The following is a 23,677-nucleotide window of genomic DNA, read 5'->3' on the forward strand; positions in this document are numbered from 1 at the left end:
TTCGGGTTCCGTATGCCCGGGTCCCTGATGGCGCTGGCCATGCTCGCCCTCGGTGGTCACCGACCCGATCTCCCAGGCCGGTGACCACCCACACATCAATACGAAGAGCCCGTTAAGGCCACCTTACGGGCGTCTGGCGCCCGTAAGGTGGCCTTAACGGCAGTTGAGCGGGGTCAGGCGCCGGCGGCCGACTTCAGTGCCTCGGCGCGGGACGTGCTCTCCCAGGGGAGGTCCAGCTCGGGCCGGCCGAAGTGGCCGTACGCCGCCGTCGGCGCGTAGATCGGGCGCAGCAGGTCGAGGTCGCGGATGATCGCGGCGGGCCGGAGGTCGAAGACCTCGGTGATGGCCTGCTGGATCTTCGACGGGTCGACCGTCTCGGTCCCGAACGTCTCCACGAACAGGCCGACCGGGGCCGCCTTGCCGATCGCGTACGCGACCTGCACCTCGGTCCGCTGGGCCAGGCCCGCGGCGACGACGTTCTTGGCCACCCAGCGCATCGCGTACGCGGCGGACCGGTCGACCTTGGACGGGTCCTTGCCGGAGAACGCGCCGCCACCGTGGCGGGCCATGCCGCCGTAGGTGTCGACGATGATCTTGCGGCCGGTCAGGCCGGCGTCGCCCATCGGGCCGCCGATGACGAAGCGGCCGGTCGGGTTGACCAGCAGCCGCGCGCTGGAGGTGTCGATGCCCAGCGCGTCGATCTCCGGGCCGACCACGTGCTCCTTGACGTCGACGCTGAGCATCCGCTCGAGGTCGATGCCGTCGGCGTGCTGCGAGGACACGACGACCGTGTCGAGGCGCACCGGCTGGTCGCCGGCGTACTCGATGGTCACCTGGGTCTTGCCGTCCGGGCGCAGGTACGGCAGCACGCCGTCCTTGCGGACCGCGGTCAGCCGCTTCGACAGCCGGTGCGCCAGCGCGATCGGCAGCGGCATCAGCTCCGGGGTGTCGGAGCAGGCGTAGCCGAACATCAGGCCCTGGTCGCCGGCACCCTGGCGGTTGATCTCGTCCTCGTCCGACTCGACCCGCGACTCGTACGCGGTGTCGACGCCCTGGGCGATGTCGGGCGACTGCGAGCCGATCGCGACGTTGACGCCGCACGAGTTGCCGTCGAAGCCCTTGGCGGAGGAGTCGTACCCGATCCGCAGGATGACGTCGCGGACGATCGTCGGGATGTCGGCGTACGCCTCCGTGGTCACCTCGCCGGCGACGTGCACCTGACCGGTGGTGATCAGGGTCTCGACCGCGACGCGGCTGCGCGGGTCCTTCGACAGCAGACCGTCGAGGATCGAGTCGCTGATGGCGTCGCAAATCTTGTCGGGGTGCCCTTCGGTCACCGACTCCGAGGTGAACAATCTGCTGCTAGACGCGGTCACCGTGGCCGTCACTTCCTCACCTTGTCGTCGGATGCCCCGTAACTTAGGCACCCCTTACCTGTGCAAGCGTACTGACTATCGCTCAAGGGACCGTCAACGCTTCACGAAGCTCACAACAGCGTCCCACAGAGTGGACGCCAGTTCGGCCTTCGCGCCGAGAGGTATGGGGATTTCCGTGCCGTCGGACCCGAGAAGCCAGCCCGAATTGTCCTCCGTGCCGAACGCCTTGCCGTCGCCGACCGCGTTGACGACCAGCAGGTCGGCGCCCTTGCGCTTGAGCTTCACGCGGGCGTGGTCGAGGACGTCGCCGTGCTCGTCGCCGGTCTCCGCGGCGAATCCCACGACGACCTGGCCCGGCCGCCGGTCGCGGACCAGCTCGGCCAGGATGTCGGCGTTGCGGTCGAGCGTGATGACGGGGTCCGGCTGGTCGTCGGACTTCTTGATCTTGTGCGCGGCCTGGTTCGCCGGCCGGAAGTCGGCGACGGCGGCGGCCATCACGACGACGTCGGCGGTCCCGGCCGCGGCGTGCACCGCCTGCCGCAGCTCCTCGGCCGTCGAGACGTGCTCCACCCGCGCGCCCGCCGGGTCCGGCAGGGCGACGGTGTGGGCGGTGACCAGGGTGACCTCGGCGCCGCGCTGGGCGGCGACGCGGGCCAGCGCGTAGCCCTGCTTGCCGGACGAGCGGTTGCCCAGATAGCGGACGGGGTCGAGCGGCTCGCGGGTGCCGCCGGCCGACACGACGACGCGGACGCCTTCGAGGTCGCGCGGGAGGGCGTCCGGGCGGGCCAGCAGCAGCCGGGCGAGGTCGACGATCTCGGCGGGGTTCGCCAGGCGGCCCTTGCCGGTGTCGGCACCGGTCAGCCGGCCGGAGTCGGGCTCCATGACGTTCGCGCCGCGCGAGCGCAGCAGGGCCACGTTGTCGCGGGTCGCGGGGTGCTCCCACATCTCCGTGTGCATCGCCGGGAAGAAGGCGACCGGGCACCGGGCGGTGAGCAGGGTGTTCGTCAGCAGGTCGTCGGCGAGGCCGTGGGCGGCCTTCGCGAGGAGGTTCGCGGTGGCCGGGACGACCAGGACGAGGTCGGCTTCCTTGCCGACGCGGACGTGCTGGACCTCGGGCACCTCGGTGAACACGCCGGTGTGCACCGGGTGCCCGGAGAGGGCTTCGAAGGTGGCCGCGCCGACGAAGTTCAGCGCGGCTTCGGTGGGAACCACGCGGACGTCGTGACCGGATTCGGTCAGCCCGCGCAGCACCTCACAGGCCTTGTAGGCGGCGATGCCGCCGCCCACGCCCAGGACGACCTTGGGTTTACTCACCCTCAGTGTGCTCGAGCAGGCCACCGTGGATCTCGCGCAGCGCGATCGAGAGCGGCTTCTCGCGCGGACCCGGCTCGACGAGCGGGCCGACGTACTCGAGCAGGCCCTCGCCCAGCTGGGCGTAGTAGTCGTTGATCTGGCGGGCACGCTTGGCCGAGTAGATCACCAGCGCGTACTTCGAGCTGACCTTCTCGAGCAGGTCGTCGATCGGCGGGTTGGTGATGCCCTCGAGCTCTTCGTGCAGCGTCGCCTGAGTCGTCACTCTTGGTGCTCCGAATCTGTGGGACTACCGGCGGCAAACTGCTCGCCGGTAATCAAGTTTAGCAAGTGCTCAGCGGCCTCCCGCACGTCGGCGTTGACGACGCGGTGGTCGAACTCGCCGGCGGCGGCCAGTTCACGCTCCGCTTCCGCCAGCCGGGCCTGCACGGCGGCCTCGTTTTCGGTGCCGCGCCCGGTGAGCCGGCCGACCAGTTCCTCCCAGGACGGCGGCATCAGCATCACCAGCCGGGCCTCCGGCATGGCCGCGCGGACCTGGCGGGCGCCCTGCAGTTCGATCTCCAGGATCGCCGGGCGCCCTTCGGCGAGAGCCTTCTCGACCGGCTCGCGCGGGGTGCCGTAGCAGTTGCCGGTGAACTCGGCCCACTCCAGGAGCCGGCCGTCGGCGACCATCGCGTCGAACTCGGCGCGGTCGACGAAGTGGTAGTGCGCGCCCTCGATCTCGCCGGGGCGGGGCTTGCGCGTGGTGACCGAGACGCTGAAGTAGATGTCGGGCTCCAGCTTCCGCAGCTCGCCCACCACGCTCGACTTCCCGACCCCCGAAGGCCCCGATACGACGGTGAGCCGGTGCCGGGGGATGTCCCCCGCCACCGGCTCACTGCCGCGGTCGGCGCCCGGGGTCACCGGGTAGTCACGACCGGCGCCGTTCACTCGCCGCTGAACTCGGCCAGCAGCGCCTTGCGCTGCCGGTCGCCGAGGCCGCGAAGGCGACGGCTGGGGGCGATCTCCAGTCGTTCCATGGTCTGCTGCGCGCGGACCTTGCCGACGCCCGGGAGGGCCTCGAGCAGAGCCGAAACCTTCATCTTGCCGAGGACTTCGTTCTCCTCGGCCTGCTTCAGCACGTCGACCAGAGTGGTACCGCCCCGCTTCAGCCGCTCCTTCAGCTCAGCACGGATGCGGCGAGCGGCGGCGGCCTTCTCCAGCGCCGCAGCGCGCTGTTCCTCTGTCAGCTGGGGAAGTGCCACGTTTTCCTCCGGTAGTTCTCAAATCTGGGTGGGTGACGCGACGGTACCCACCCGTGAGCACCGGCCACAATGCGGGGGTGCCTGGTGGGACCCGGTTCCGGGCCCTGCTATTGGCCGTTTTCCTGCGGGTCGGCCAGCACTTCGGCGACCCGTTCGACCGCTTGGCGCAAAGCCGCTTGCTCCGGACCGTGCTTCAGGATGTCGCGGGACGACGCGGGCAGCACTCCTGGCAGCGAGACACCGAAAAGTGCCCGCAAATCGGCCGCAGTGGCCCCCTGGGCCCCGAAACCGGGCGCCAGCACCGGTCCGTTCAGCCGGGAAAGATCCAGTTCCCCGGGCGGAACGGTGGCGCCGACGACGACACCCACATCGCCGAGCGGTCCGGCTCCGTCGTTGAACGCCGCCGCTTCGTCGACGATCGCCTGCGCCACCGTGCGCCCGTCGGGCAGCTTCGCGTTCTGCACCGCGGCCGCTTCGGGGTTGGAAGTCCGCGCAAGCACGAAGATGCCGTTCCCCGCGGCGACCGCCGTTTCGGCGCATTGGGCCAAAGAGCCGAACCCGAGGTACGGCGAAACGGTGATCGCGTCGGCCGCGATCGCCGCGCCCTCGGCCACGTACGCGGCCGTGTACGCCGCCATCGTGGAGCCGATGTCGCCGCGCTTGACGTCCAGCAGCACCAGTGCGCCGGCTTCGCGCGCGGTTTCGACGACCCGTTCCAGCACCCGGACACCCGCCGCTCCGAAACTTTCGAAGAACGCCGACTGCGGCTTGACGATCGCCGTGCGCGCCGCCAGTACCTCGATGGCGGACAGCGCGAACCGTTCCAGGCCCGAAGCGTCCACCGGGAGTCCCCAGGCCTCGATCAGGCCCGGGTGGGGGTCGATCCCGGCGCACAGCGGGCCCCGGTCCGCGACGGCCTTCGCCAGCCGCGCCCCGAACCGCTCGCGCGCGCTCACGACTTCGCCTTCAGCGCCGCCTGCAGCTCCTGCAGGGACTTGACCCCGATGTCGCCCCGGATGAGCGCCTCGATGCCGTGCACGGCCGCCGCGGCGCCCTGCACGGTCGTCACGCAGGGGATGTCGCGCGACACCGCGGCGGTGCGGATTTCGTAGCCGTCGACGCGCGGACCGCTGTTCCCGTACGGGGTGTTGATCACCATGTCGACGTCGCCGTTCAGGATGACGTCCACGATGTTCGGCTCGGCGTCGGTCGACCCCTCGTAGTGCTTGCGCACCACGGTGCACGCGACCCCGTTGCGCCGCAGCACTTCCGCGGTGCCGGACGTGGCGAGGATCTCGAACCCGAGGTCCGCCAGCCGCTTCACCGGGAACACCAGCGAGCGCTTGTCGCGGTTGGCCACCGAGACGAAGACGCGCCCGGACGTCGGCAGCGAACCGTAGGCCGCGCTCTGCGACTTGGCGAACGCCTTGCCGAAGTCGACGTCGACGCCCATCACCTCGCCGGTCGACTTCATCTCCGGGCCCAGCAGCGAGTCGACGCCGTGGCCTTCGGGGGTGCGGAAGCGGTGGAAGGGCAGCACCGCTTCCTTCACCGCGACCGGCGAGTCCGCCGGCAGCTGCCCGCCGTCGCCGTCGGCCGGGAGGACGCCGCTCTCGCGCAGGTCCTTGATCGTCGAGCCGGTCATGATCAGCGCGGCGGCCTTGGCCAGCGGCACCGCGGTCGCCTTGGACACGAACGGCACCGTTCGCGACGCGCGCGGGTTGGCCTCCAGGACGTACAGGACGTCGTCCTTGAGCGCGTACTGGACGTTCAGGAGCCCGCGCACGCCCACGCCCCGCGCGATGGCCTCGGTGGAGCGGCGGACGGCCTGCAGGTCGGTGTGCCCGAGCGTGATCGGCGGCAGCGCGCACGACGAGTCGCCGGAGTGGATGCCGGCTTCTTCGATGTGCTCCATCACGCCGCCGAGGTAGAGCTCTTCGCCGTCGAACAGGGCGTCGACGTCGATTTCGATGGCGTCGTCGAGGAAGCGGTCCACGAGCACCGGGTGCTCGGGGTTGATCTCGGTGGCGCGGCTGATGTAGCCGGCGAGGGTCTCCTCGTCGTAGACGATCTCCATGCCGCGCCCGCCGAGCACGTACGACGGCCGGACCAGCACGGGGTAGCCGATCTCGTCGGCGATCCGCTTGGCGCCCTCGAACGACGTCGCCGTGCCGTAGCGCGGCGCGGGCAGCCCGGCCTCGGTGAGCACCTCGCCGAACGCGCCGCGGTCTTCGGCCAGGTGGATGGCCTCCGGCGGCGTCCCGACCACCGGGACACCGGCGTCGGCGAGCCGCTTGGCCAGGCCCAGCGGGGTCTGGCCGCCGAGCTGGACGATGACGCCGGCGACCGTGCCGGACGCCTGCTCGGCGTGCACGACCTCGAGCACGTCCTCGAAGGACAGCGGCTCGAAGTACAGCCGGTCGGACGTGTCGTAGTCGGTGGACACGGTTTCCGGGTTGCAGTTGACCATGACGGCTTCGAACCCGGCCTCCCGCAACGCGATCGCCGCGTGCACGCAGGAGTAGTCGAACTCGATGCCCTGGCCGATCCGGTTCGGGCCCGAGCCGAGGATGAGCACCTTCGGCTTCTCGGTCTGCGGCGCGACCTCGGTCTGCGCGTCGGGGTCGGACTCGTAGGCCGAGTAGTGGTACGGCGTGTTCGCGGCGAACTCGGCCGCGCAGGTGTCCACGGTCTTGAACACCGGCCGCACGCCGAGGCGGTGCCGCAGCGCGCGGACGCCGTCCTCGCCGGCCAGCTCCGGGCGCAGCGCGGCGACCTGGCGGTCCGACAGGCCCGTGCGCTTGGCGCGGCGCAGCAGGTCGCCGTCGAGCACCGGCGCGTCGCGGACCTCGGCGCCCACCTCGCCGACGAGGGCGATCTGGTCGATGAACCACGGGTCGATGCCGGAGGCCTCGTGCACCTGCGCGACGGTGCCGCCCAGGCGCAGCGCGCGTTCCACTTCGTAGAGGCGGCCCTCGTGCGGCACGCGCAACGAGTCCAAAGTGGACTCCAGCGTGGCGCCCTCGGGGTCGGGCAGCGTCCAGAAGCCGGTCGCCTTGGTCTCGATCGAGCGCATCACCTTGCCGAGCGCCTCGGGGAAGCTGCGGCCGAACGACATCGCCTCGCCGACGCTCTTCATCGTCGTGGTCAGCGTCGGGTCGGCGCCCGGGAACTTCTCGAAGGCGAACCGCGGCATCTTCACGACGACGTAGTCCAAGGTGGGCTCGAAGGCCGCGGGCGTCGCCTTCGTGATGTCGTTGGTGATCTCGTCGAGGGTGTAGCCGATGGCGAGCTTCGCGGCGATCTTGGCGATCGGGAAGCCGGTCGCCTTCGACGCCAGGGCACTGCTTCGCGAAACGCGCGGGTTCATCTCGATGACGACCATCCGGCCGTCGGCCGGGTTGATCGCGAACTGGATGTTGCAGCCGCCGGTGTCGACGCCGACCGCACGCAGCACGTCGATGCCGACGTCGCGCATCACCTGGTACTCGCGGTCGGTGAGGGTCATGGTCGGCGCGACGGTGACCGAGTCGCCGGTGTGCACGCCCATCGCGTCGACGTTCTCGATCGAGCAGACGACCACGACGTTGTCGCTCTTGTCGCGCATCAGCTCGAGCTCGTACTCCTTCCAGCCGAGCACGCTCTCCTCGATGAGCACCTCGGTGACCGGAGACTCGGTGAGCCCGGTGGACGCGAGCCGCTCGAGGTCCTCGGGCGTGTGCGCCATGCCGGACCCGAGCCCGCCCATGGTGAACGACGGCCGGATGACGACCGGCAGGCCCAGCTCTTTTACCGTGTCCCGGACCTCGTCCATGGTGTTGCACACGCGGCTTCGCGGGGTCTCGGCGCCGACCTCGGCGACGATGTTCTTGAACTTCTGCCGGTCCTCGCCGCGCTGGATGGCGTCGATGTCGGCACCGATCAGCTCGACGCCGTACTTGTCGAGCACGCCGCGCTCGTGCAGGGCGACCGCGCAGTTGAGCGCCGTCTGCCCGCCGAGGGTGGCGAGGATCGCGTCCGGCCGTTCCGCCGCGATGACCTTCTCGACGAAGTCCGGCGTCACCGGCTCGATGTAGGTGGCGTCGGCGAACTCGGGGTCGGTCATGATGGTGGCCGGGTTCGAGTTCACCAGGGACACGCGCAGGCCTTCGCTGCGCAGCACCCGGCAGGCCTGGGTACCGGAGTAGTCGAACTCCGCGGCCTGCCCGATCACGATCGGCCCGGAGCCGATCACCAGCACGTGCTGGATGTCCGTCCTCTTCGGCATCAGGCCTTCTTCTCCATGAGCGAAACGAAATCGTCGAACAGGGGGGCCGCGTCGTGCGGGCCGGCCGCGGCTTCGGGGTGGTACTGGACCGAGAACGCCGGGACGTCGAAGGCCCGCAGGCCCTCGACCGCGCCGTCGTTGGCGCAGTAGTGGCTGACCTGAGCCGCGCCGAAGGGCGACTCGAAGCGCTGCCCGGGCTCGCCTTCGAGGGCGAAGCCGTGGTTCTGCGCGGTGATCGCCACCTGCTTGGTGGCGACGTCGATCACCGGGATGTTGATGCCGCGGTGGCCGTAGCGCATCTTGTACGTCCCGAGGCCGAGCGCGCGGCCGAGGACCTGGTTGCCGAAGCAGATGCCGAACAGCGGGATCTCGCGGCCGAGGACCTGCTTGGTCAGCTCGGTGGCGTGCACCGTGGTGGCCGGGTCGCCGGGGCCGTTGGACAGGAACACGCCGTCCGGCTCGATCGCCAGCAGCTCGTCCAAAGTCGACGTCGAGGGCAGCACGTGCACCTCGATGCCGCGCTGGATCATCTGGCGCGGGGTGTTGGACTTGATGCCCAGGTCGAGCGCGACGACCCGGAACCGAACTTCGCCGGAAGGCGAGACCACGTAGGGGCGAGGCGTGCTTACCTGGCCCGCCAGGTCGGCGCCCTCCATCTTCGGGCTCGCCAGTACCTCGGCGACCATCTCGTCGACGGTGCCCAGCGCGTCGCCGGAGAACACCCCGGCCCGCATCGCGCCGAGCTCGCGCAGGTGCCGGGTCAGCGAGCGGGTGTCGACCTCGGCGATGCCGACGATGCCCTGGTTCACCAGCTCGTCGTCGAGCGAGCGCTTCGAGCGCCAGTTGGACGGCGTGCGCGCGGGGTCGCGGACGACGTAGCCGTTGACCCAGATCCTCGCCGACTCGTCGTCCTCGTCGTTCCAGCCGGTGTTGCCGATCTGCGGTGCGGTCTGCACCACGATCTGCCCGTGGTAGGACGGGTCGGTGAGCGTCTCCTGGTAGCCGGTCATGCCGGTGCAGAACACCGCCTCGCCGAGGGTTCGCCCCCGCGCGCCGTAGGCCGCGCCGCGGAACACCCGGCCGTCTTCGAGTACCAGTGCGGCCTGAGCGCGCGCGTTCACTGGGCACCTCCCTTGATCTTGAGCTGTTCGATCCACTGTGGATAGTCGTCGAGTTCGTCGCCGCGGAAGCCGGTGTCGAGCTCGGTCTCCCCGGCCCGCCAGGTGAGCACCAGCAGCGCGTCGGTGCCCATCACCTTCCCGGCGATCTTCGCGTCGCGCCGGACGCCGGTGACGGCGTCGCGCGGGATCCAGAAGTCGGGCGCTCCCCCGCGTTCGACGGCGATGCCGCCGTCGTGCAGCCGCAGGACCGCCCCGGTGCGCAGGCCCGCGCCGCGGGTGACGACCCGGTTCTGCCACTCCCCCGCGAACGTCGTGGCGACGTAGACGCCGGTGGACTCCAGCAGCACCTCGCCCGCGTCTCCGGGGATCGCGGGGAACGGCGGCACCTGCACGCTCTGCGAGCGCGCCTTGCGGCGCCAGCCGACGTACATGCCCCAGAGGCAGAGCAGGAAGAAGGCGACGATCGCCAGCACCAGCCAGAAGCGCTCCATCAGCAGACCTTCCCGTCCCGCGCGGTGAGCCGCCCGCGCAGCAGCGTCGCGGTCACCACACCGGGGAGCCGCATTCCCTCGTACGGGGTGTTGGCGGCGATGCTGGCCAGCTCCGCGCCCCGGACCGTCCACTCGGCGTCCGGGTCGACGAGCGTCAGGTTCGCCGGCTCGCCGACCGCGATCGGCCGGCCCTGGTCGGCCAGGTTCCCGATCTCGGCGGGGCGTTCGCTCATGACGCGGGCGACGCCGCGCCAGTCGAGCAGCCCGGTGCGGACCATGGTCTCGGCCACGATGGACAGTGCCGTCTGCAGCCCGAGCATGCCCGGCCGGGCGGCGGTCCACTCGGTGTCCTTGTCCTGCACCGCGTGCGGCGCGTGGTCGGTGGCGACGCAGTCGATGACACCGTCGGCCAGCGCGGCGCGCAGCTTTTCGGCGTCGGATTCCGTGCGCAGCGGCGGGTTCACCTTGTTGACCGGGTCGTAGGTGGCCAGGCGCTCGTCGGTGAGCAGCAGGTGGTGGGGCGTGACCTCGGCCGACACCTTCGTGCCGCGGTCCTTCGCCCAGCGCAGCACGTCGGCGGTGCCCGAAGTGGACACGTGGCAGACGTGCAGCCGCGCGTTCGCGTGCAGCGCCAGGAGACAGTCGCGGGCCACGATGGACTCTTCCGCGGCGGCCGGCCAGCCGGTGTAGCCGAGCCGGGCCGCGCGCTCGCCCTCGTGCGCCTGGGCGCCGACGGTCAGCCGCGGCTCCTCGGCGTGCTGCGCGATGACGACGTCGAGCGCGGTCGAGTACTCCAGCGCGCGGCGCATCAGCAGCGGGTCGGCGACGCAGAGGCCGTCGTCGGAGAAGACCTTCACCCGCGCCTGGGAGTTCGCCATCGTGCCCAGCTCGGCCAGCTTCTCGCCCTTGAGCCCGACGGTGACCGCGCCGACCGGGTGGACGTCGACCAGGCCGACCTCCTGCCCGCGCCGCCACACGTGCTCGACGATCACGGCGTTGTCCGCGACCGGGTCGGTGTTGGCCATGGCGAACACCGCGGTGTAGCCGCCGAGCGCCGCCGCGGCCGAGCCGGAGTCGATCGTCTCGGTGTCTTCGCGGCCGGGTTCGCGCAGGTGGGTGTGCAGGTCGACGAAGCCGGGCAGCAGCACCTGACCGGCGGCGTCGACGATTTCGGCGTCTTCGGGGATCTGGACGGCGCCGATCGCGGTGATCACGCCGTCCTCGACGAGGACGTCGACGGGATCACCCTCGCCGTACGGGCGGGCGCCCTTGATCACGGTGCTCACGCGGCGGCTCCTTCGCTGGCCAAGAGGTGGTAGAGGACCGCCATGCGGACGTGCACGCCGTTGCGGACCTGTTCGGTGATGGCCGAGGCCGGGGAGTCGGCGACCGCGCTCGCGATCTCCATCCCGCGCAGCATCGGGCCGGGGTGCAGGACGACCGCGTGGCCGGGCAGCAGCTTCTGCCGCTTTTCCGAGAGGCCGTACGCGATCGAGTACTCGCGGGCTGACGGGAAGAACCCGCCGTGCATGCGTTCGGCCTGGACCCGCAGCATCATCACCGCGTCGACCGCGGGCAGCTCGGCGTCCAGGTCGTGCGACACGGTGACGGGCAGGCTCTCGACGCCGTAGGGCAGCAGCGTCGGCGGCGCGACCAGGACCACCTCCGCGCCGAGCGCGGAGAGCAGGTGGATGTTCGAGCGGGCGACGCGGCTGTGCAGGACATCGCCGACGATCGCGATCCGGCGGTCCTTGAGCGAGCCCAGGCGCTCCCGCAGGGTCGCCGCGTCGAGCAGCGCCTGCGTGGGGTGCTCGTGGGTGCCGTCGCCGGCGTTGACCACCGAGGTGCCGGGTTCGGCCAGCCACTCCGAGAGCCGCTGGGCCGCACCGCTGGCGGGGTGCCGGACGATCACGCAGTCGGCGCCCGCGGCGGCCAGCGTCAGGGCGGTGTCGCGCAGGGACTCCCCCTTGTTCACCGAGGAGCTGGACGCGGAGACGTTGATCACGTCCGCGCTCATCCACTTCCCGGCGATCTCGAACGACACCCGCGTGCGCGTCGAGTTCTCGTAGAACAGCGTGATCACCGTGCGGCCGCGCAGCGTCGGCAGCTTCTTCACCTCGCGGCCGAGCAGCGTGTGCTTCAGCTCGTCGGCGGTGTCGAGCACCGCGGTGGCGACCGCGGGGTCCAGGCCGTCGGTGGCGAGCAGGTGCTTCAAGACTCTTCTCCAGGAGCTTCCGTGGCCGCTGAGGCTTCTGAGACTTCTGCGGGGCGCAGCAGGACCGCGTCACGGCCGTCGATCTCGGCCAGCAGGACGGACACGCCCTCGGTACGGGCGGTCGGCACGTTCTTGCCCACGTAGTCGGCGCGGATCGGCAGCTCGCGGTGACCCCGGTCGACCAGCACCGCCAGCTGCACCGCGCGGGGGCGGCCGTGATCACGGAGGGCATCGAGCGCGGCCCGGATCGTGCGGCCGGAGAAGAGGACGTCGTCGACCAGGATCACCACGCGGTCGTCGATGCCGCCGGTGGGCAGCTGCGTCTGTTCGAGCGCGCGCGGCGGGCGGCGGCGGAGGTCGTCCCGGTAAAGGGTGACGTCGAGGGCGCCGGTCGGCGGGCGGACTCCGGAGAACTCGCCGATCTTGCCGGCGAGGCGGGCCGCGAGCGGAGTGCCGCGGCTGGGGATCCCGAGCAACACGGGCGGGGTAGTGCTCTCCGCACCGTTCGCGGTCTTTTCGATGACCTGATGGGCCATTCGGGCGATCGTGCGCGCGACATCGCCGGCCGTCAGGAGCTCGCGCTCCCCGGCCGAACCAGCCGCGCCACGCGGACGTGACGACACTTCGGACTCCTTCCCCGCCTCACCGGACGGGTCCTTAAAGGACGTCTGTTCCCCTGCTGGTCGGGGCTTTCGCACCGACAGTAGCAGGCACTTTGCTCAGTCTTACGGGTGGTGTGGCGTGATTCGCGGCAAGCTCCTGCTTGACCTGGTGACAACAATGCGTAACCATTACTCTGAGTATTCGACTCGACGAGTCCCCTGGACCGGTCACCCCGACCGGGAGGGGGTGGAGAACGGAGAACGACCAGATGGGCGATTACGCCAAGGCGCTCGGGGCCAAGCTCCGCGGGATCCGCCAGCAGCAGGGCCTGTCCCTGCACGGGGTCGAGCAGAAGTCCGGTGGGCGCTGGAAGGCCGTCGTCGTCGGCTCGTACGAGCGTGGCGACCGTGCCGTCACCGTGCAGAAGCTGGCCGAGCTGGCCGACTTCTACGGTGTGCCCGTGGTCGAGCTGCTGCCCGAGGGCCGGGTACCGTCCGGCGCCGAGCCCGCCACCAAGATCGTGATCAACCTCGAGCGCCTGCAGCAGCTGCCGGCCGAAAAGGTGGGCCCGCTGGCCCGCTACGCGGCGACGATCCAGAGCCAGCGCGGCGACTACAACGGCAAGGTGCTCTCGATCCGCACCGAGGACCTGCGGTCGCTGGCGATCATCTACGACATGACCCCGGGCGAGCTCACCGAGCAGCTCATCGACTGGGGCGTGCTCCCGCCGGAGGCCCGGCCCGCCAAGGAGGACTGATCGCGAGTCGTGTTGCGCCGACGCAGTGAGCGCCCTCGGTGGGGGCACCGGAGACGCTCACTGACCTCGTCGGGGGGCTCGCAGCACCTAGGAGAAACGGCGCCGGTCAGAGCACTGCGCGGAGGCGGTCGGCGATCGTGCCGATCCGGCCCAGCACGCCGTTGACGAACCGCGGCGAATCGTCCGTGGACAGTTCCTTCGCCAGGCCGACGGCCTCGTCGATCGCGACGGGGTCCGGCACGTCCTCGGCCCAGAGCAGCTCGTAGACCCCGACCCGCAGCACCGCGAGGTCGACCTTCGGCATCCGCTCCAGGGTCCAGCCCTGCGCGTGCTCGGCCAGCAGCTCGTCGATCTGGGTCTTCCGGCCGGTCACGCCCTCGACCAGGGTGATCGTGTAGTCCCCGACGGGGTCGACCTCGGTCGCGCCGACCCGGTCGGCCAGCAGCGTCACCGCGTCGGTGTCGCGCTGCACGGCCTCGTACAGCATTTCCACCGCGCGTCGGCGCGCCTGCCGCCGGCTGATCGCGCCGCCGCGGTTGGGGTGGGGCTTCGACGTCGGCATCAGCTGGAGACGCGGCCCAGGTAACGGCCGTCGCGGGTGTCGACCTTGATCTTCTCGCCGGTGGACAGGAACAGCGGGACCTGGATCTCCGCGCCGGTCTCCAGCGTCGCCGGCTTGGTGCCGCCGGTGGAGCGGTCGCCCTGCAGGCCCGGGTCGGTGTGCTGGATGACGATCTCGACCGAGGTCGGGAGCTCGACGTAGAGCGCCTCGTTCTCGTGCACCGCGACCTGGACCTCGGTGTTCTCGAGCATGTAGTTGGCGTTGTCGCCGACGACCGCGGCCAGCACCGTGATCTGGTCGTAGGTGTCGCCGTCCATGAACACGAAGTCCTGGCCGTCCTTGTACAGGTAGGTCATGTTGCGGCGGTCCACCGTGGCCGTCTCGACCTTCGTGCCCGCGTTGAACGTCTTGTCGACCACCTTGCCGGTGAGCACGTGCTTGAGGGTCGTGCGCACGAAGGCGCCGCCCTTGCCCGGCTTGACGTGCTGGAACGCGGTGACGGTCCACAGCTGGCCCTCGAGGTTGAGGACGAGCCCGTTCTTCAGGTCGTTGGTCGTGGCCACGAGCTTGCAGTCTCCTGTGTCGAATCTTCGGGTTCGGGGCCGCTGTCAGACGACCACGAGGTTCTTGGTGCTCAGGGTGAGGAGTTCGGGCTCCCCAGCCCGCACGACGAGCGTGTCCTCGATGCGCACGCCACCGCGCCCCGCGAGGTACACGCCGGGCTCGACGGTGACCGCCATACCGGCGGACAGTGTACCGACGCCCGTCGCGGCGAAGCTGGGCGCCTCGTGGATCTGCAGGCCGACGCCGTGGCCGAGACCGTGCGCGAAGTGCTCGCCGTGGCCCGCGTCCGCGATCACCTTCCGCGCCGCGGCGTCCACATCGGACACCTCGGCGCCGGGCGCGACGGCGGCGACCCCGGCCGCCTGGGCGGTGTGCACGAGGTCGTACACCTCCCGCTGCCAGTCCGCGGGCTCGCCGAGGACGAAGGTGCGGGTCATGTCGGAGTGGTAGCCGTCGACGGTCGCACCGAAGTCCATCTTGACGAAGTCGCCGCGCTTCAGCTGGGCGTGCGTCGGCTGGTGGTGCGGGATGGCCGAGTGCGCGCCGGCGGCGATGATGGAGGCGAAGCTGGGCTCGGCCGAGCCGTGCTCCAGCATCCGGTTCTCCAGGTCACGGGCGATTTCCAGCTCGGTCCGGCCGGGCCGCAGGCCACCGGCGGCAACGAGGTCGTCCAGCGCCCGGTCGGCGGCGGCGCACGCCTGGCGCAGCGCCTCGATCTCGGCTTCGTCCTTCACCAGGCGCAGCTTTTCGACGAGCCCCGGGGTCCGTTCGAGGGCCACTTTCTTCTTGAGGGACTCGTACTCCTCGACGCTGACGTGCTGGCTCTCGAACCCGACCCGCCCGTAGGTTCCGGTGTCCTTCGCGGCTTTCGCGACGAGGGCGGCGGCACTGGCCCGGTCGACGACCTTGTCCAGGTCGGGCACCTCGGCGGCCGACTGCGTCGTGTAGCGGCCGTCGGTGCAGAAGAGCGTCTTCCCGTCGCCCCCGGCGTGCAGCAGCACGGCGGCGTTCGACCCGGTGAAGCCGGTGAGGTAGCGGATGTTGAGCAGATCGGTGACCAGCAGCGCGTCGAGGCCGGCTTCGGTCAGAAGCCCGCGCAGCGCCGCCCGGCGTCGTCCATGGGTTTCAGGCACCGCTCCAGCCTAGTGGGCGCACGCCAAGCGACTCGCCGGTAACCTGGCCTACACTGCGCAGGATGAGCGCTTGGGTGATCCGCGGACTCGGGATGGCGGTGCTCCACGGCGTCGCGCTGACGCTGCTGGCGAAGTACGCCGTGTACCACCCGACGGACCAGACCCTGGTGACCGCGGTGGCCCTGGCGGTCCTGGTCGGCGCGGCGGCCCTGTGGAGCGCACTGGACGCATGGCGCGACGTCCCCGACCGAGGCCGCGCGTGGTTCATCGCGGCGCTGGTGGCGGGGGTCGTGTCGGGGATCCTGTACGTGATCGGGCGGGCGGTGTTCGTCGACCAGACGGGCGTGTCGGAGCTGGGCGGGGCGTTGACGGGCGGGGCGGCGTTTTCGGCGCTGCTGGTGTTGGTTCCGGCCGGGCTCGGGTTGTTCGTGGGCGGGCGGATCGGGCGGTCCAAGTCGGAGGACTTGGACGACTCGGAGGACTCGGAGTCGCCTTCGCCGCGGCCGCGGCGCCGGGTCCGGGCGGAGGGCGAGTCGCCGCGGCCGTCCCCGCGGATTCGGTCGCACAGCAGGGAACCTCGGGTCTAGGACGCTGCTCGGCCGGTGCTCGCCTGACCGGTCTTGGCGCGCAGTGTCGATTCCCCGCCAGCGAGCACCGCGCGCGGCTGGGCCGACCCGCGAGGTGCGTCGCGGAATGCCCTCTCGCCTGCTCCCCCGGCGATCAAGCCCACTTTCGGCTCAGCCGACCAGCGAAGTGCCCTGGGGGAAGCCGTCCCACTGGGCGTCCGTCACGGGGTGTGCCGCCGAGCCGTTGCCGGCCACGATCGCGGCGTCCGGGACTCCCCACAGGCGGCGGTCGTCGAGGACCAGCGCGAGCCCGCGGCCCGGCGCCTGGACCGCGTCCGCACCCGAGCGCAGCCGGGTCGCCACCGGCAGCGCCGCCACCTCGGGCGGTTCCTTCTCCAGCAGCTCGCCGGCCAGGGCCGTGGCGACCCCTCGACGGTCGACCCGCACCCGCTGCCCGGCGCGGACCAGGTCCATCGTCCGGTCCGGGGACGGCATCGTCACGCCGTCGAACGTCGCGGCCACCCGGCCCGGGTTCGCGCAGGCCTGGCTGCCGAGCAGGTCGAGCCCGAAGTGCCGCAGGGCGGTCGGCGCGGCGGCGCCACCGATCGTGGTGGCGCGCACGACGTCGAGCGGCACCCGGTCGCACGGCGCGGCCGACGACAGCGGCGCGTGCCCGTCCGCGCGGCGCACCAGCCCCGGCCCTTCCTTCCACGGGCCCGGGATGACCACCGGCCGGAACGGGTTCTCGGTGAAGTCCGCGGTCCAGAACGTCAGCGTCGTCCCGGTGTCGGTCTCGTGCGCGATGACGAACGCGTCGAGCGCCCCGACCCACATCAGGTCGGCGCTGAACCCCTCGACCACCGACCGGCCGCGCGGCGCGGAGGTCGTGGCCACCGGCACGAACCCGCCGACGTCGAGGGCCTGCACCCCGGACCCGAACGCGGGATCGTGCGACCGGAGCACGAACTGCCCGGCGCCGTTCCACGCAGCGGCGCGGCCGGTGGTGTCGGTGACCATCAGGTAGAACCAGCCGTCGAGGTAGACGGCCGAGGGCTGCCCGGCGCCGTAGACGTTGGCGCGGTGCACGTCGTGCGACGGCCCGAGGATCGGCTTCCCGCCCGCCGCGCGGGTCCAGTGCACGCCGTCCGGGCTGGTGGCGAGCCCGACGGCGTTGCCGAGCGCGTGGTCGCCGGCCGCCCCGGTGTAGTAGAGGTAGTAGGTCGAGCCGACGCGCAGCACCGACGGGTCGCAGGTGTGCATGCCGTCGAACTGCCCGGGCGCGCCGGAGAAGACGGCGGCCGGGATGCCGCCACCGGGCCCGGCGAACGGACCGTCGATCGACTGGGCCTGGGCGTAGAGGATGTCGTCGCCGGCGGGTCCGGCGCCGCCGTACTGGCTGCACCACCACATCCGGGTCTGCCCGCGGTCGAGCATGACGGAGGGTCCGTAGTTGTAGACGGCATCCGCCCCACCGGCGGCGATCACACCACCACTCTCCCGGGGGTCACCCGAAGCGAGCTTGACATCGACCGGCCGCGGCGGGGAACTGGTCTTGCCGCCGGCGATGGCGGGATTGTCCCCCGCGGCCTGAGGCTGGGCGTAACCCTCGGTGCACCCCGCGACGAGCAGCCCGGCCAGAGCACTGGCGAGCAAGGCACGAGCGGGTCGCCGACCCCCACGACGAAACGGGCTCACGACATCGGAGTGTAGCGAGACCCACCCCGTCCGAGTGGCGGCACACCTGGTCGGCGGTCCTTCGATCGCGCACAAGATCGCGGGCGGGCAACGGGTTTCCGGAGTGTGGGCCGGTCAGACCCGGTGCCGGGTGGCAGGGGCCCCGGCGAAGTCGCCGGCCTGGCTGTCCCGGCGCCGCTCGCGGAGTGCGGTGCCCCGGCAAACGTCTTGAATGAGTCATTCAGGACCTCCCACGCCCTGAATGACTCATTCAAGACACCGCCGGCGAGGCAGTCGGACTGCGCTCGCCCGGAACCCGGCTGCCGGGAACCCCGGCCTTGGCGGGGCCCGCCCCCGGCGGGCGGGCGGGCGGCCGCGAAGCTCGGGTCAGTTCCCGGCCGGCGGGCCTTCGAGCGCCACCAGCTCGACCTCGAAGCCGGCGTCGTTCTCCAGATAAGCCGCGTAATGCGCTTCCCCGCCCGCGTACGGGTACCGGTCGGCGAACAGCGGGCGCCAGCCGTGGTCGGCAGCTCGCTCGGCCAGGTCGTCGACCTGGGTGCGGGTTCCCACGTGCAGCGCCAGGTGGTTCAAGCCCGGCCGCATGCGCTCGTGCGATGGGGCGCTCATCGCCGGCGATGCCTCGACCACCACGTACGTCCCGCCGCGGCGCCAGCTGATGCCCGCGGGCCAGCGCTGGAACTCCCGCCACCCCAGCTCGCCCAGCAGCCAGCCCCAGCTTCGCTCGGCCTCCGCCAGGACCGGCACCCACAGCTCGATGTGGTGCGGCCGCCCGGCCACCGGCGCCAGCGATACGAGCACCCGGTGCAGATCGCCGTAGTGGATGCCGCTGCCGACATCGAGGAAGCCCAGCCGGGCCGCCACCTTCCGGCTCGCCGCGTTGTTCTCGTGCACCAGCGCCCACACCGCCGGCAGCCCGAGCGCGTCGAGGCCGTGGTCGAGCATCGCCCGGGCGGCCTCGGTCGCCAGGCCCTGCCCCGCGTGCGCGCTCGCGACGTAGTAGCCCAGTTCAGCCACTCCGCCGGGCAGTTCCGATGACGGCCGCAGGTGCGCGACGCCGATGACTTCGCCGTCGCGCTCGATCACCCAGTGGCCCTGGCCCGCCGGGCCGCGGTAGGACAGCCGGCGGTCGACCATCGCGCTCGCCGCGGCCGGGTCGGAGAAGTCCGCGGCGAAGAACCGGCTCATCTCCGGGTCGGAGAACACCTTCACGACGGCTTCGCGGTCGGTCTCGACCAGCTGGCGCAGCTTCAGCCGCGCCGTGGTCAGCGTCGGCAGCGTCATCCCGGGTGCGCGGCGAGCCACCGCAGGGCGAGCGGGTAGCCGTCGACGCCGAGACCGGCGATCACCGCGGTCGCGATGTCCGACAGCACGCTGTGGTGCCGGAACGCCTCCCGCTTGTGCACGTTCGAGATGTGCAGCTCGATCAGCGGCGCGGACAGCTGCGCCGCGGCGTCGCGCACCGCGATCGAGTAGTGCGTCCACGCGCCCGCGTTGAGCACCACCGGGTTGCCGCCGTCGGCGGCTTCGTGCAGCCAGCCGACCAGTTCGCCTTCGTGGTCGGTCTGCCGGACCTCGACCTCGATCCCCAGCTCCTCGCCCGTCTTCACGCACAGCGCCGCGAGGTCGTCGTGGGTGGTCGAGCCGTAGACCGACGGCTCGCGCTTGCCGAGCCGCCCGAGGTTGGGGCCGTTGAACACGAACGCCTTCACAGCAGCACGCTCCCGCCGCTCTTCGGAGCGTCCGCCGCAATCGCCGAGTACGCGGCCGCCAGCAGCGACGGGTCCGGGCCTTCCAGCCGGCCCGGCTTCGCGAGGCCGTCGAGGACGACGAACCGCAACACTCCGGACCGGGTTTTCTTGTCGCCCTTCATGGTTTCCAGCAGCTGCGGCAGCGCGTCGGCGTCGTACGTCGTCGGCAGGCCGAGCAGCTTGAGCACGGCGGCGTGACGCTCGGCGGTGGCGTCGTCGAGCCGCCCGGCCAGCCGCGCCAGCTCGGCGGCGAACACCAGCCCGACGCTCACCGCGGCGCCGTGGCGCCACCGGTACCGCTCGCGGCGCTCGATGGCGTGGCCGAGGGTGTGGCCGTAGTTGAGGATCTCGCGCAGGTCGGACTCGCGCAGGTCGGCGGCCACGACGTCGGCCTTCACCTGGATCGAGCGGCGGACCAGCTCGGCCAGCACGTCGCCGCTAGCGTCCAGCGCGCCGGCCGGGTCGGCCTCGATCAGCTCGAGGATCCGCGGGTCGGCGATGAAGCCCGTCTTCACGACCTCGGCCATGCCGGCGACGAGCTCGTTCGGCGGCAGCGTCTCCAGCGTCGCGAGGTCGACGAACACCGCGCTCGGCTCGTGGAACACCCCGACGAGGTTCTTGCCCGCCTCGGTGTTGATGCCGGTCTTGCCGCCGACCGCGGCGTCGACCATGCCGAGCAGCGTCGTCGGGACGTTGACCAGCCGGACCCCGCGCATCCACGTAGCCGCGACGAACCCGGCGAGGTCGGTGACGGCGCCGCCGCCGAGACCGACGACGACCCCGCGGCGGTCCAGCCCGATCCGGCCGAGGACCTCCCAGCAGAAGCTCGCGACGGTGAGCGCCTTGCCGTCCTCGGCGTCGGGGATTTCGACGCGGTGCGCGTCGAGCCCGGCGGCGATCAGCTCTTCGCGGATGGCCTCGGCTGTGGTGGTCAGCGTGGGCGGGTGGATCAGCGCGATCTTCGAGGCGTCGGCCAGCTGCGCGGTGAGGTCGCCGAGCAGGCCGCGGCCGACCACGACGTCGTAGGGACGGGCGGTGGCGACGGGGATGCGCACCGGATCGGACACGGGGTGACTCACTCCTTGGCTTCGGCGGGGACGGCGAGCTCGGCCGCCAGGCCCGCGACGATGTCGGCGGGCGTCCGGTTGTCGGTGACGACCTCGACCGTGGCGACCGCGCGGTAGACGGGCACCCGCTCGTCGAGCAGTTTCTTGAACGTGGCACGGGGGTTCACCCCGGCCAGCAGCGGCCGCGCCGACGACAGGCCGGTGCGCTGCACCCCGGCGGCGAGGCCGACGTTGAGGAACACGACGGTGTGCTCGGCCAGCCGGGCCCGGGTGCCCGGGGTGAGCGGGGCGCCGCCGCCGAGGGACAGGACGCCGTCGTGCTCGGCCAGCCCGGTGGCGACCGCTTCTTCTTCCAGCGCACGGAAAGCGGGTTCGCCGTCTTCCGCGAAGATGTCGGCGATGGTGCGCCCGGTGCGCGCGACGATGTCGGCGTCGCTGTCCCGGAATTCGACGCCGAGCGCGGCCGCCAGCAGCGGGCCGACCGTGCTCTTGCCCGAGCCGGGCGGGCCGACGATCACCGCACGAGGGCTCACCAGCGCTCCTCGAGGGCCTTCAGGTACGCCTCGGCGTTGCGCTTGCTTTCCCCGAGGGAGTCGCCACCGAACTTCTCGAGCGCGGCGTCGGCGAGGACGAGCGCCACGACCGATTCGAGCACGACCCCGGCGCGCGGCACGGCGCAGACGTCGGAGCGCTGGTGGATCGCGACGGCGGGCTCGCCGGTCTTGACGTCCACTGTGGACAGTGCTTTGGGGACGGTCGAGATCGGCTTCATGGCGACGCGCACCCGCAGCGGCTCGCCGTTGGTGATGCCGCCTTCGAGGCCGCCCGCGCGGTTGGACCGGCGGGTGACGCCGACCGGGCCGGTGCCGCGGTCGATCTCGTCGTGGGCCTGGCTGCCCCAGCGGCGGGCGGTGGTGAAGCCGTCGCCGACCTCGACGCCCTTCATCGCCTGAACGCCCATCAGCGCGCCGGCGAGCCGGGCGTCGAGCCGGCGGTCCCAGTGGACGTGGGAGCCGAGGCCCGGCGGGAGGCCGTAGGCGAGGACCTCGATCACGCCGCCGACGGTGTCGCCCGCCTTCCGCACGGCGTCGACCTCGGCGACCATCGCGTCGGTGCCTTCCTGGCTGAAGGCACGCACCGGGCTCTCGTCGATGGCGGCCAGGTCGGCGGCGACGGGCAGCGGGCCTTCGGGTGCGTCGGCCCCGCCGATCGAGACGACGTGGCTGAGGATCTCGACGCCGAGCAGTTGCTTCAGGAAGTTCCGCGCGACGGTGCCGAGCGCGGTCCGCGACGCCGTCTCCCGCGCGCTGGCGCGTTCGAGGACGGGGCGGGCCTCGTCGAAGCCGTACTTCTGCATGCCGGGCAGGTCGGCGTGGCCCGGGCGGGGCCGGGTGAGCGGTTCGTTGCGCGCGAGGCCTTCGAGGATCTGCGGGTCGACCGGGTCGGCCGCCATGACCTGCTCCCACTTGGGCCACTCGGCGTTCTCGATCTGGATCGCGACCGGGCCGCCCTGGGTGAGGCCGTGGCGCACGCCGCCGAGGAAGTCGATGTGGTCGGTCTCGAAGCCCATCCGCGGGCTGCGCCCGAAGCCGAGGCGGCGCCGGGCGAGCTGCTCGGTGACGTCGGCGGTGGTGACGCCGACGCCGGCGGGCATGCCTTCGAGCACGGCGGCCAGCGCGGGTCCGTGCGATTCACCTGCGGTGATCCAGCGCAACATGGGCTCAATCCTGTCACGGAGGCCGGGCGAGCCCGAAGAGTGTTCCGGTCATGGCGCACCGGGGAAGAGGGCGCACAGCCAGGTGGCGGCGAGGAGGGCCGGACCGTGGGGCACGCGGCGGGCTCTCCGCACGAGCGCGACGACCAGGCTGAGAAGCGCCGCCAGCACGGCCGCGACGGCGAGGGCGGGCCAGCCGGCCGCGCCGAGTACCGCGCCGAGGCTGCCGGCCAGCTTCACGTCGCCGGCGCCGAGGCTGTGGGGTGCGGCACTCCGGACCGCCGCGTGCGCGGCGCCGAAGAGGAGGGCACCGGCGGCCGCGCGCACGGCGACCGACGGGCCACCACCGCCGAGTGCGGCGGCCCCGATCGCGGCGCCGAAGAGCGGGTAGGCGGGCAGGGTGAGGACGTCCGGGAGGCGGAGGTGGCGCAGGTCGGCGAGGGCGAGCGGGGCCGCGACGGCGGTGAGTGTAAGCGGTACGGGCAGCCACCAGGCCGGCCCGCTGCCGGCCAGCCAGCACGCGGTGACGAGCAGGACGCCGACGGCGGCCAGCACGGCGGCGCGGCGGACCGGGATCGGAGCTTTGGCGCGGTCGAGAGCCCACGCCGCGGGTGGCGCGGTGGCGGCTCCGGCGGCCGCCGCGGTGGTGAGGACGAAGATCGTCGGGGGCATGGGTCCAGGGTGCTGCGGGTGGGGTGAGCTGGGCAAATGCCGGGCGTCGCGAACGGTCCGTTCGCTACGTTCCGGGCTGGGTTTCACTCCTGTGGGCGACATGCGGGGCGCGGGGACACACGTGCCGGCGAAGCCGAGGCCGCCGGTCGGGGCCCGGCTCGCGTGATTGCGCGGTCGACACGCGTGATCAGAAGGTCGACACGCGTGATTGCAGGGTCGACTCGCGTACCTGGGCCGTCGGGTCGCGTACCTGGAGGGTCGGGGCGCGGGGCTGGGGGCGGGGCGGGAGGGAGTGAGTGGGAGGGAAACAGGTGGCGGGGGCGGGGCCCCCCCCGGGGCCCCCGCGGCCCCCCCCCCCCCGCGGCGGCGCGACCCCGCCCCCGCCGCGCGGCGCCCCGCCCCCCCGCGCCCCCCCCCGCCCCCCCCCCCGCCCCCGCCGGGGGGCCCCCGTCCCCCGGGGGCGGGGGGGGGGGGGGGCCCCCGACCGCGACGCAGTTGACCGTGACCCCGCGATCGGCGTACTCGAGGGCGGCCAGCTTCGCCGCCGACGTCGTCGCCGAGCGCAGCACCG

At 72.0% G+C, this 23,677-nt stretch carries 24 protein-coding genes; 2 read left to right on the top strand and 22 right to left on the bottom strand.

All coding sequences use genetic code 11. The features are described from left to right. Positions 1 to 173: 173 nt before the first annotated feature. The 12 genes from metK to pyrR all read right to left on the bottom strand — a co-directional run bounded on the left by metK (position 174) and on the right by pyrR (position 12,648). Complete coding sequence (gene metK / locus QQ657_RS55080) at positions 174 to 1,376, bottom strand: methionine adenosyltransferase (protein ID WP_284750506.1); 1,203 nt, start codon at positions 1,374 to 1,376, stop codon at positions 174 to 176. 93 nt (positions 1,377 to 1,469) lie between these two features. Continuing rightward, positions 1,470 to 2,690, bottom strand: coding sequence for a bifunctional phosphopantothenoylcysteine decarboxylase/phosphopantothenate--cysteine ligase CoaBC (gene coaBC / locus QQ657_RS55085; protein ID WP_284750488.1), 1,221 nt, complete (start codon positions 2,688 to 2,690; stop codon positions 1,470 to 1,472). Then, positions 2,683 to 2,952, bottom strand: a complete 270-nt coding sequence (rpoZ, locus tag QQ657_RS55090; protein WP_005152353.1) for a DNA-directed RNA polymerase subunit omega — start codon at positions 2,950 to 2,952, stop codon at positions 2,683 to 2,685. Before rpoZ ends, coaBC begins: the two co-directional genes overlap by 8 nt. Further along, positions 2,949 to 3,617, bottom strand: a complete 669-nt coding sequence (gmk, locus tag QQ657_RS55095; RefSeq protein ID WP_284750489.1) for a guanylate kinase — start codon at positions 3,615 to 3,617, stop codon at positions 2,949 to 2,951. The genes rpoZ and gmk overlap by 4 nt, the downstream gene beginning before the upstream one ends. Continuing rightward, a complete protein-coding gene (gene mihF, locus QQ657_RS55100; RefSeq protein WP_003096398.1) occupies positions 3,614 to 3,931 on the bottom strand; it encodes an integration host factor, actinobacterial type in 318 nt (105 codons plus the stop codon). The genes gmk and mihF overlap by 4 nt, the downstream gene beginning before the upstream one ends. A 107-nt stretch (positions 3,932 to 4,038) precedes the next feature. Then, positions 4,039 to 4,887 (bottom strand): orotidine-5'-phosphate decarboxylase, encoded by an 849-nt coding sequence (gene pyrF / locus QQ657_RS55105; protein WP_284750490.1) that lies wholly within the window; start codon positions 4,885 to 4,887, stop codon positions 4,039 to 4,041. Next, positions 4,884 to 8,198: a carbamoyl-phosphate synthase large subunit gene (gene carB, locus QQ657_RS55110; RefSeq protein WP_284750491.1), complete on the bottom strand. Its 3,315-nt coding sequence runs from the start codon at positions 8,196 to 8,198 to the stop codon at positions 4,884 to 4,886. Before carB ends, pyrF begins: the two co-directional genes overlap by 4 nt. After that, positions 8,198 to 9,319, bottom strand: a complete 1,122-nt coding sequence (gene carA / locus QQ657_RS55115) for a glutamine-hydrolyzing carbamoyl-phosphate synthase small subunit (RefSeq protein ID WP_284750492.1) — start codon at positions 9,317 to 9,319, stop codon at positions 8,198 to 8,200. The genes carB and carA overlap by 1 nt, the downstream gene beginning before the upstream one ends. Continuing rightward, positions 9,316 to 9,810 (bottom strand): PH-like domain-containing protein, encoded by a 495-nt coding sequence (locus QQ657_RS55120; protein WP_284750493.1) that lies wholly within the window; start codon positions 9,808 to 9,810, stop codon positions 9,316 to 9,318. The genes carA and QQ657_RS55120 overlap by 4 nt, the downstream gene beginning before the upstream one ends. Then, positions 9,810 to 11,096, bottom strand: a complete 1,287-nt coding sequence (locus tag QQ657_RS55125; RefSeq protein ID WP_284750494.1) for a dihydroorotase — start codon at positions 11,094 to 11,096, stop codon at positions 9,810 to 9,812. Before QQ657_RS55125 ends, QQ657_RS55120 begins: the two co-directional genes overlap by 1 nt. After that, positions 11,093 to 12,025 (bottom strand): aspartate carbamoyltransferase catalytic subunit, encoded by a 933-nt coding sequence (locus tag QQ657_RS55130; protein WP_284750495.1) that lies wholly within the window; start codon positions 12,023 to 12,025, stop codon positions 11,093 to 11,095. The genes QQ657_RS55125 and QQ657_RS55130 overlap by 4 nt, the downstream gene beginning before the upstream one ends. Then, complete coding sequence (pyrR, locus tag QQ657_RS55135; RefSeq protein ID WP_284750496.1) at positions 12,022 to 12,648, bottom strand: bifunctional pyr operon transcriptional regulator/uracil phosphoribosyltransferase PyrR; 627 nt, start codon at positions 12,646 to 12,648, stop codon at positions 12,022 to 12,024. Before pyrR ends, QQ657_RS55130 begins: the two co-directional genes overlap by 4 nt. A gap of 248 nt (positions 12,649 to 12,896) precedes the next feature. On the opposite strand from pyrR, the gene bldD reads away from it, so the two are divergent. After that, positions 12,897 to 13,385, top strand: coding sequence for a transcriptional regulator BldD (gene bldD / locus QQ657_RS55140; RefSeq protein WP_020422358.1), 489 nt, complete (start codon positions 12,897 to 12,899; stop codon positions 13,383 to 13,385). A 106-nt stretch (positions 13,386 to 13,491) separates the two neighbouring features. Here bldD and nusB read toward each other — a convergent pair whose 3' ends face one another. The 3 genes from nusB to QQ657_RS55155 are packed head-to-tail and all read right to left on the bottom strand — an operon-like array spanning position 13,492 to position 15,644. Continuing rightward, a complete protein-coding gene (gene nusB, locus QQ657_RS55145) occupies positions 13,492 to 13,947 on the bottom strand; it encodes a transcription antitermination factor NusB (RefSeq protein WP_284750497.1) in 456 nt (151 codons plus the stop codon). Next, on the bottom strand, positions 13,947 to 14,510 hold the full coding sequence (efp, locus tag QQ657_RS55150) for an elongation factor P (RefSeq protein ID WP_155542394.1): 564 nt from the start codon (positions 14,508 to 14,510) through the stop codon (positions 13,947 to 13,949). Before efp ends, nusB begins: the two co-directional genes overlap by 1 nt. 45 nt (positions 14,511 to 14,555) lie before the next feature. After that, positions 14,556 to 15,644, bottom strand: a complete 1,089-nt coding sequence (locus tag QQ657_RS55155; protein WP_284750498.1) for a M24 family metallopeptidase — start codon at positions 15,642 to 15,644, stop codon at positions 14,556 to 14,558. A gap of 62 nt (positions 15,645 to 15,706) precedes the next feature. On the opposite strand from QQ657_RS55155, the gene QQ657_RS55160 reads away from it, so the two are divergent. Next, on the top strand, positions 15,707 to 16,231 hold the full coding sequence (locus QQ657_RS55160) for a B-4DMT family transporter (RefSeq protein ID WP_284750499.1): 525 nt from the start codon (positions 15,707 to 15,709) through the stop codon (positions 16,229 to 16,231). A 150-nt stretch (positions 16,232 to 16,381) separates the two neighbouring features. Here QQ657_RS55160 and QQ657_RS55165 read toward each other — a convergent pair whose 3' ends face one another. The 7 genes from QQ657_RS55165 to QQ657_RS55195 form a co-directional block, all read right to left on the bottom strand. After that, positions 16,382 to 17,863: a glycoside hydrolase family protein gene (locus tag QQ657_RS55165; RefSeq protein WP_284750500.1), complete on the bottom strand. Its 1,482-nt coding sequence runs from the start codon at positions 17,861 to 17,863 to the stop codon at positions 16,382 to 16,384. Between the two features lie 408 nt (positions 17,864 to 18,271). Next, complete coding sequence (locus tag QQ657_RS55170) at positions 18,272 to 19,186, bottom strand: GNAT family N-acetyltransferase (RefSeq protein WP_284750501.1); 915 nt, start codon at positions 19,184 to 19,186, stop codon at positions 18,272 to 18,274. Beyond that, positions 19,183 to 19,614, bottom strand: a complete 432-nt coding sequence (gene aroQ / locus QQ657_RS55175; RefSeq protein WP_086671145.1) for a type II 3-dehydroquinate dehydratase — start codon at positions 19,612 to 19,614, stop codon at positions 19,183 to 19,185. The genes QQ657_RS55170 and aroQ overlap by 4 nt, the downstream gene beginning before the upstream one ends. After that, positions 19,611 to 20,720 carry a 3-dehydroquinate synthase gene (gene aroB / locus QQ657_RS55180; protein ID WP_284750502.1) on the bottom strand — a complete coding sequence of 370 codons (1,110 nt, stop codon included), beginning with the start codon at positions 20,718 to 20,720 and terminating at the stop codon, positions 19,611 to 19,613. The genes aroQ and aroB overlap by 4 nt, the downstream gene beginning before the upstream one ends. Before the next feature lie 8 nt (positions 20,721 to 20,728). Then, positions 20,729 to 21,256, bottom strand: a complete 528-nt coding sequence (locus tag QQ657_RS55185; protein WP_434056876.1) for a shikimate kinase — start codon at positions 21,254 to 21,256, stop codon at positions 20,729 to 20,731. Further along, a complete protein-coding gene (gene aroC / locus QQ657_RS55190; RefSeq protein WP_284750504.1) occupies positions 21,250 to 22,437 on the bottom strand; it encodes a chorismate synthase in 1,188 nt (395 codons plus the stop codon). The genes QQ657_RS55185 and aroC overlap by 7 nt, the downstream gene beginning before the upstream one ends. A 48-nt stretch (positions 22,438 to 22,485) precedes the next feature. Beyond that, a complete protein-coding gene (locus tag QQ657_RS55195; protein ID WP_284750505.1) occupies positions 22,486 to 23,106 on the bottom strand; it encodes a prepilin peptidase in 621 nt (206 codons plus the stop codon). Positions 23,107 to 23,677: the final 571 nt, after the last annotated feature.

The sequence above is a fragment of the Amycolatopsis ponsaeliensis genome, from assembly GCF_030182635.1.
Classification (GTDB): domain Bacteria; phylum Actinomycetota; class Actinomycetes; order Mycobacteriales; family Pseudonocardiaceae; genus Amycolatopsis; species Amycolatopsis ponsaeliensis.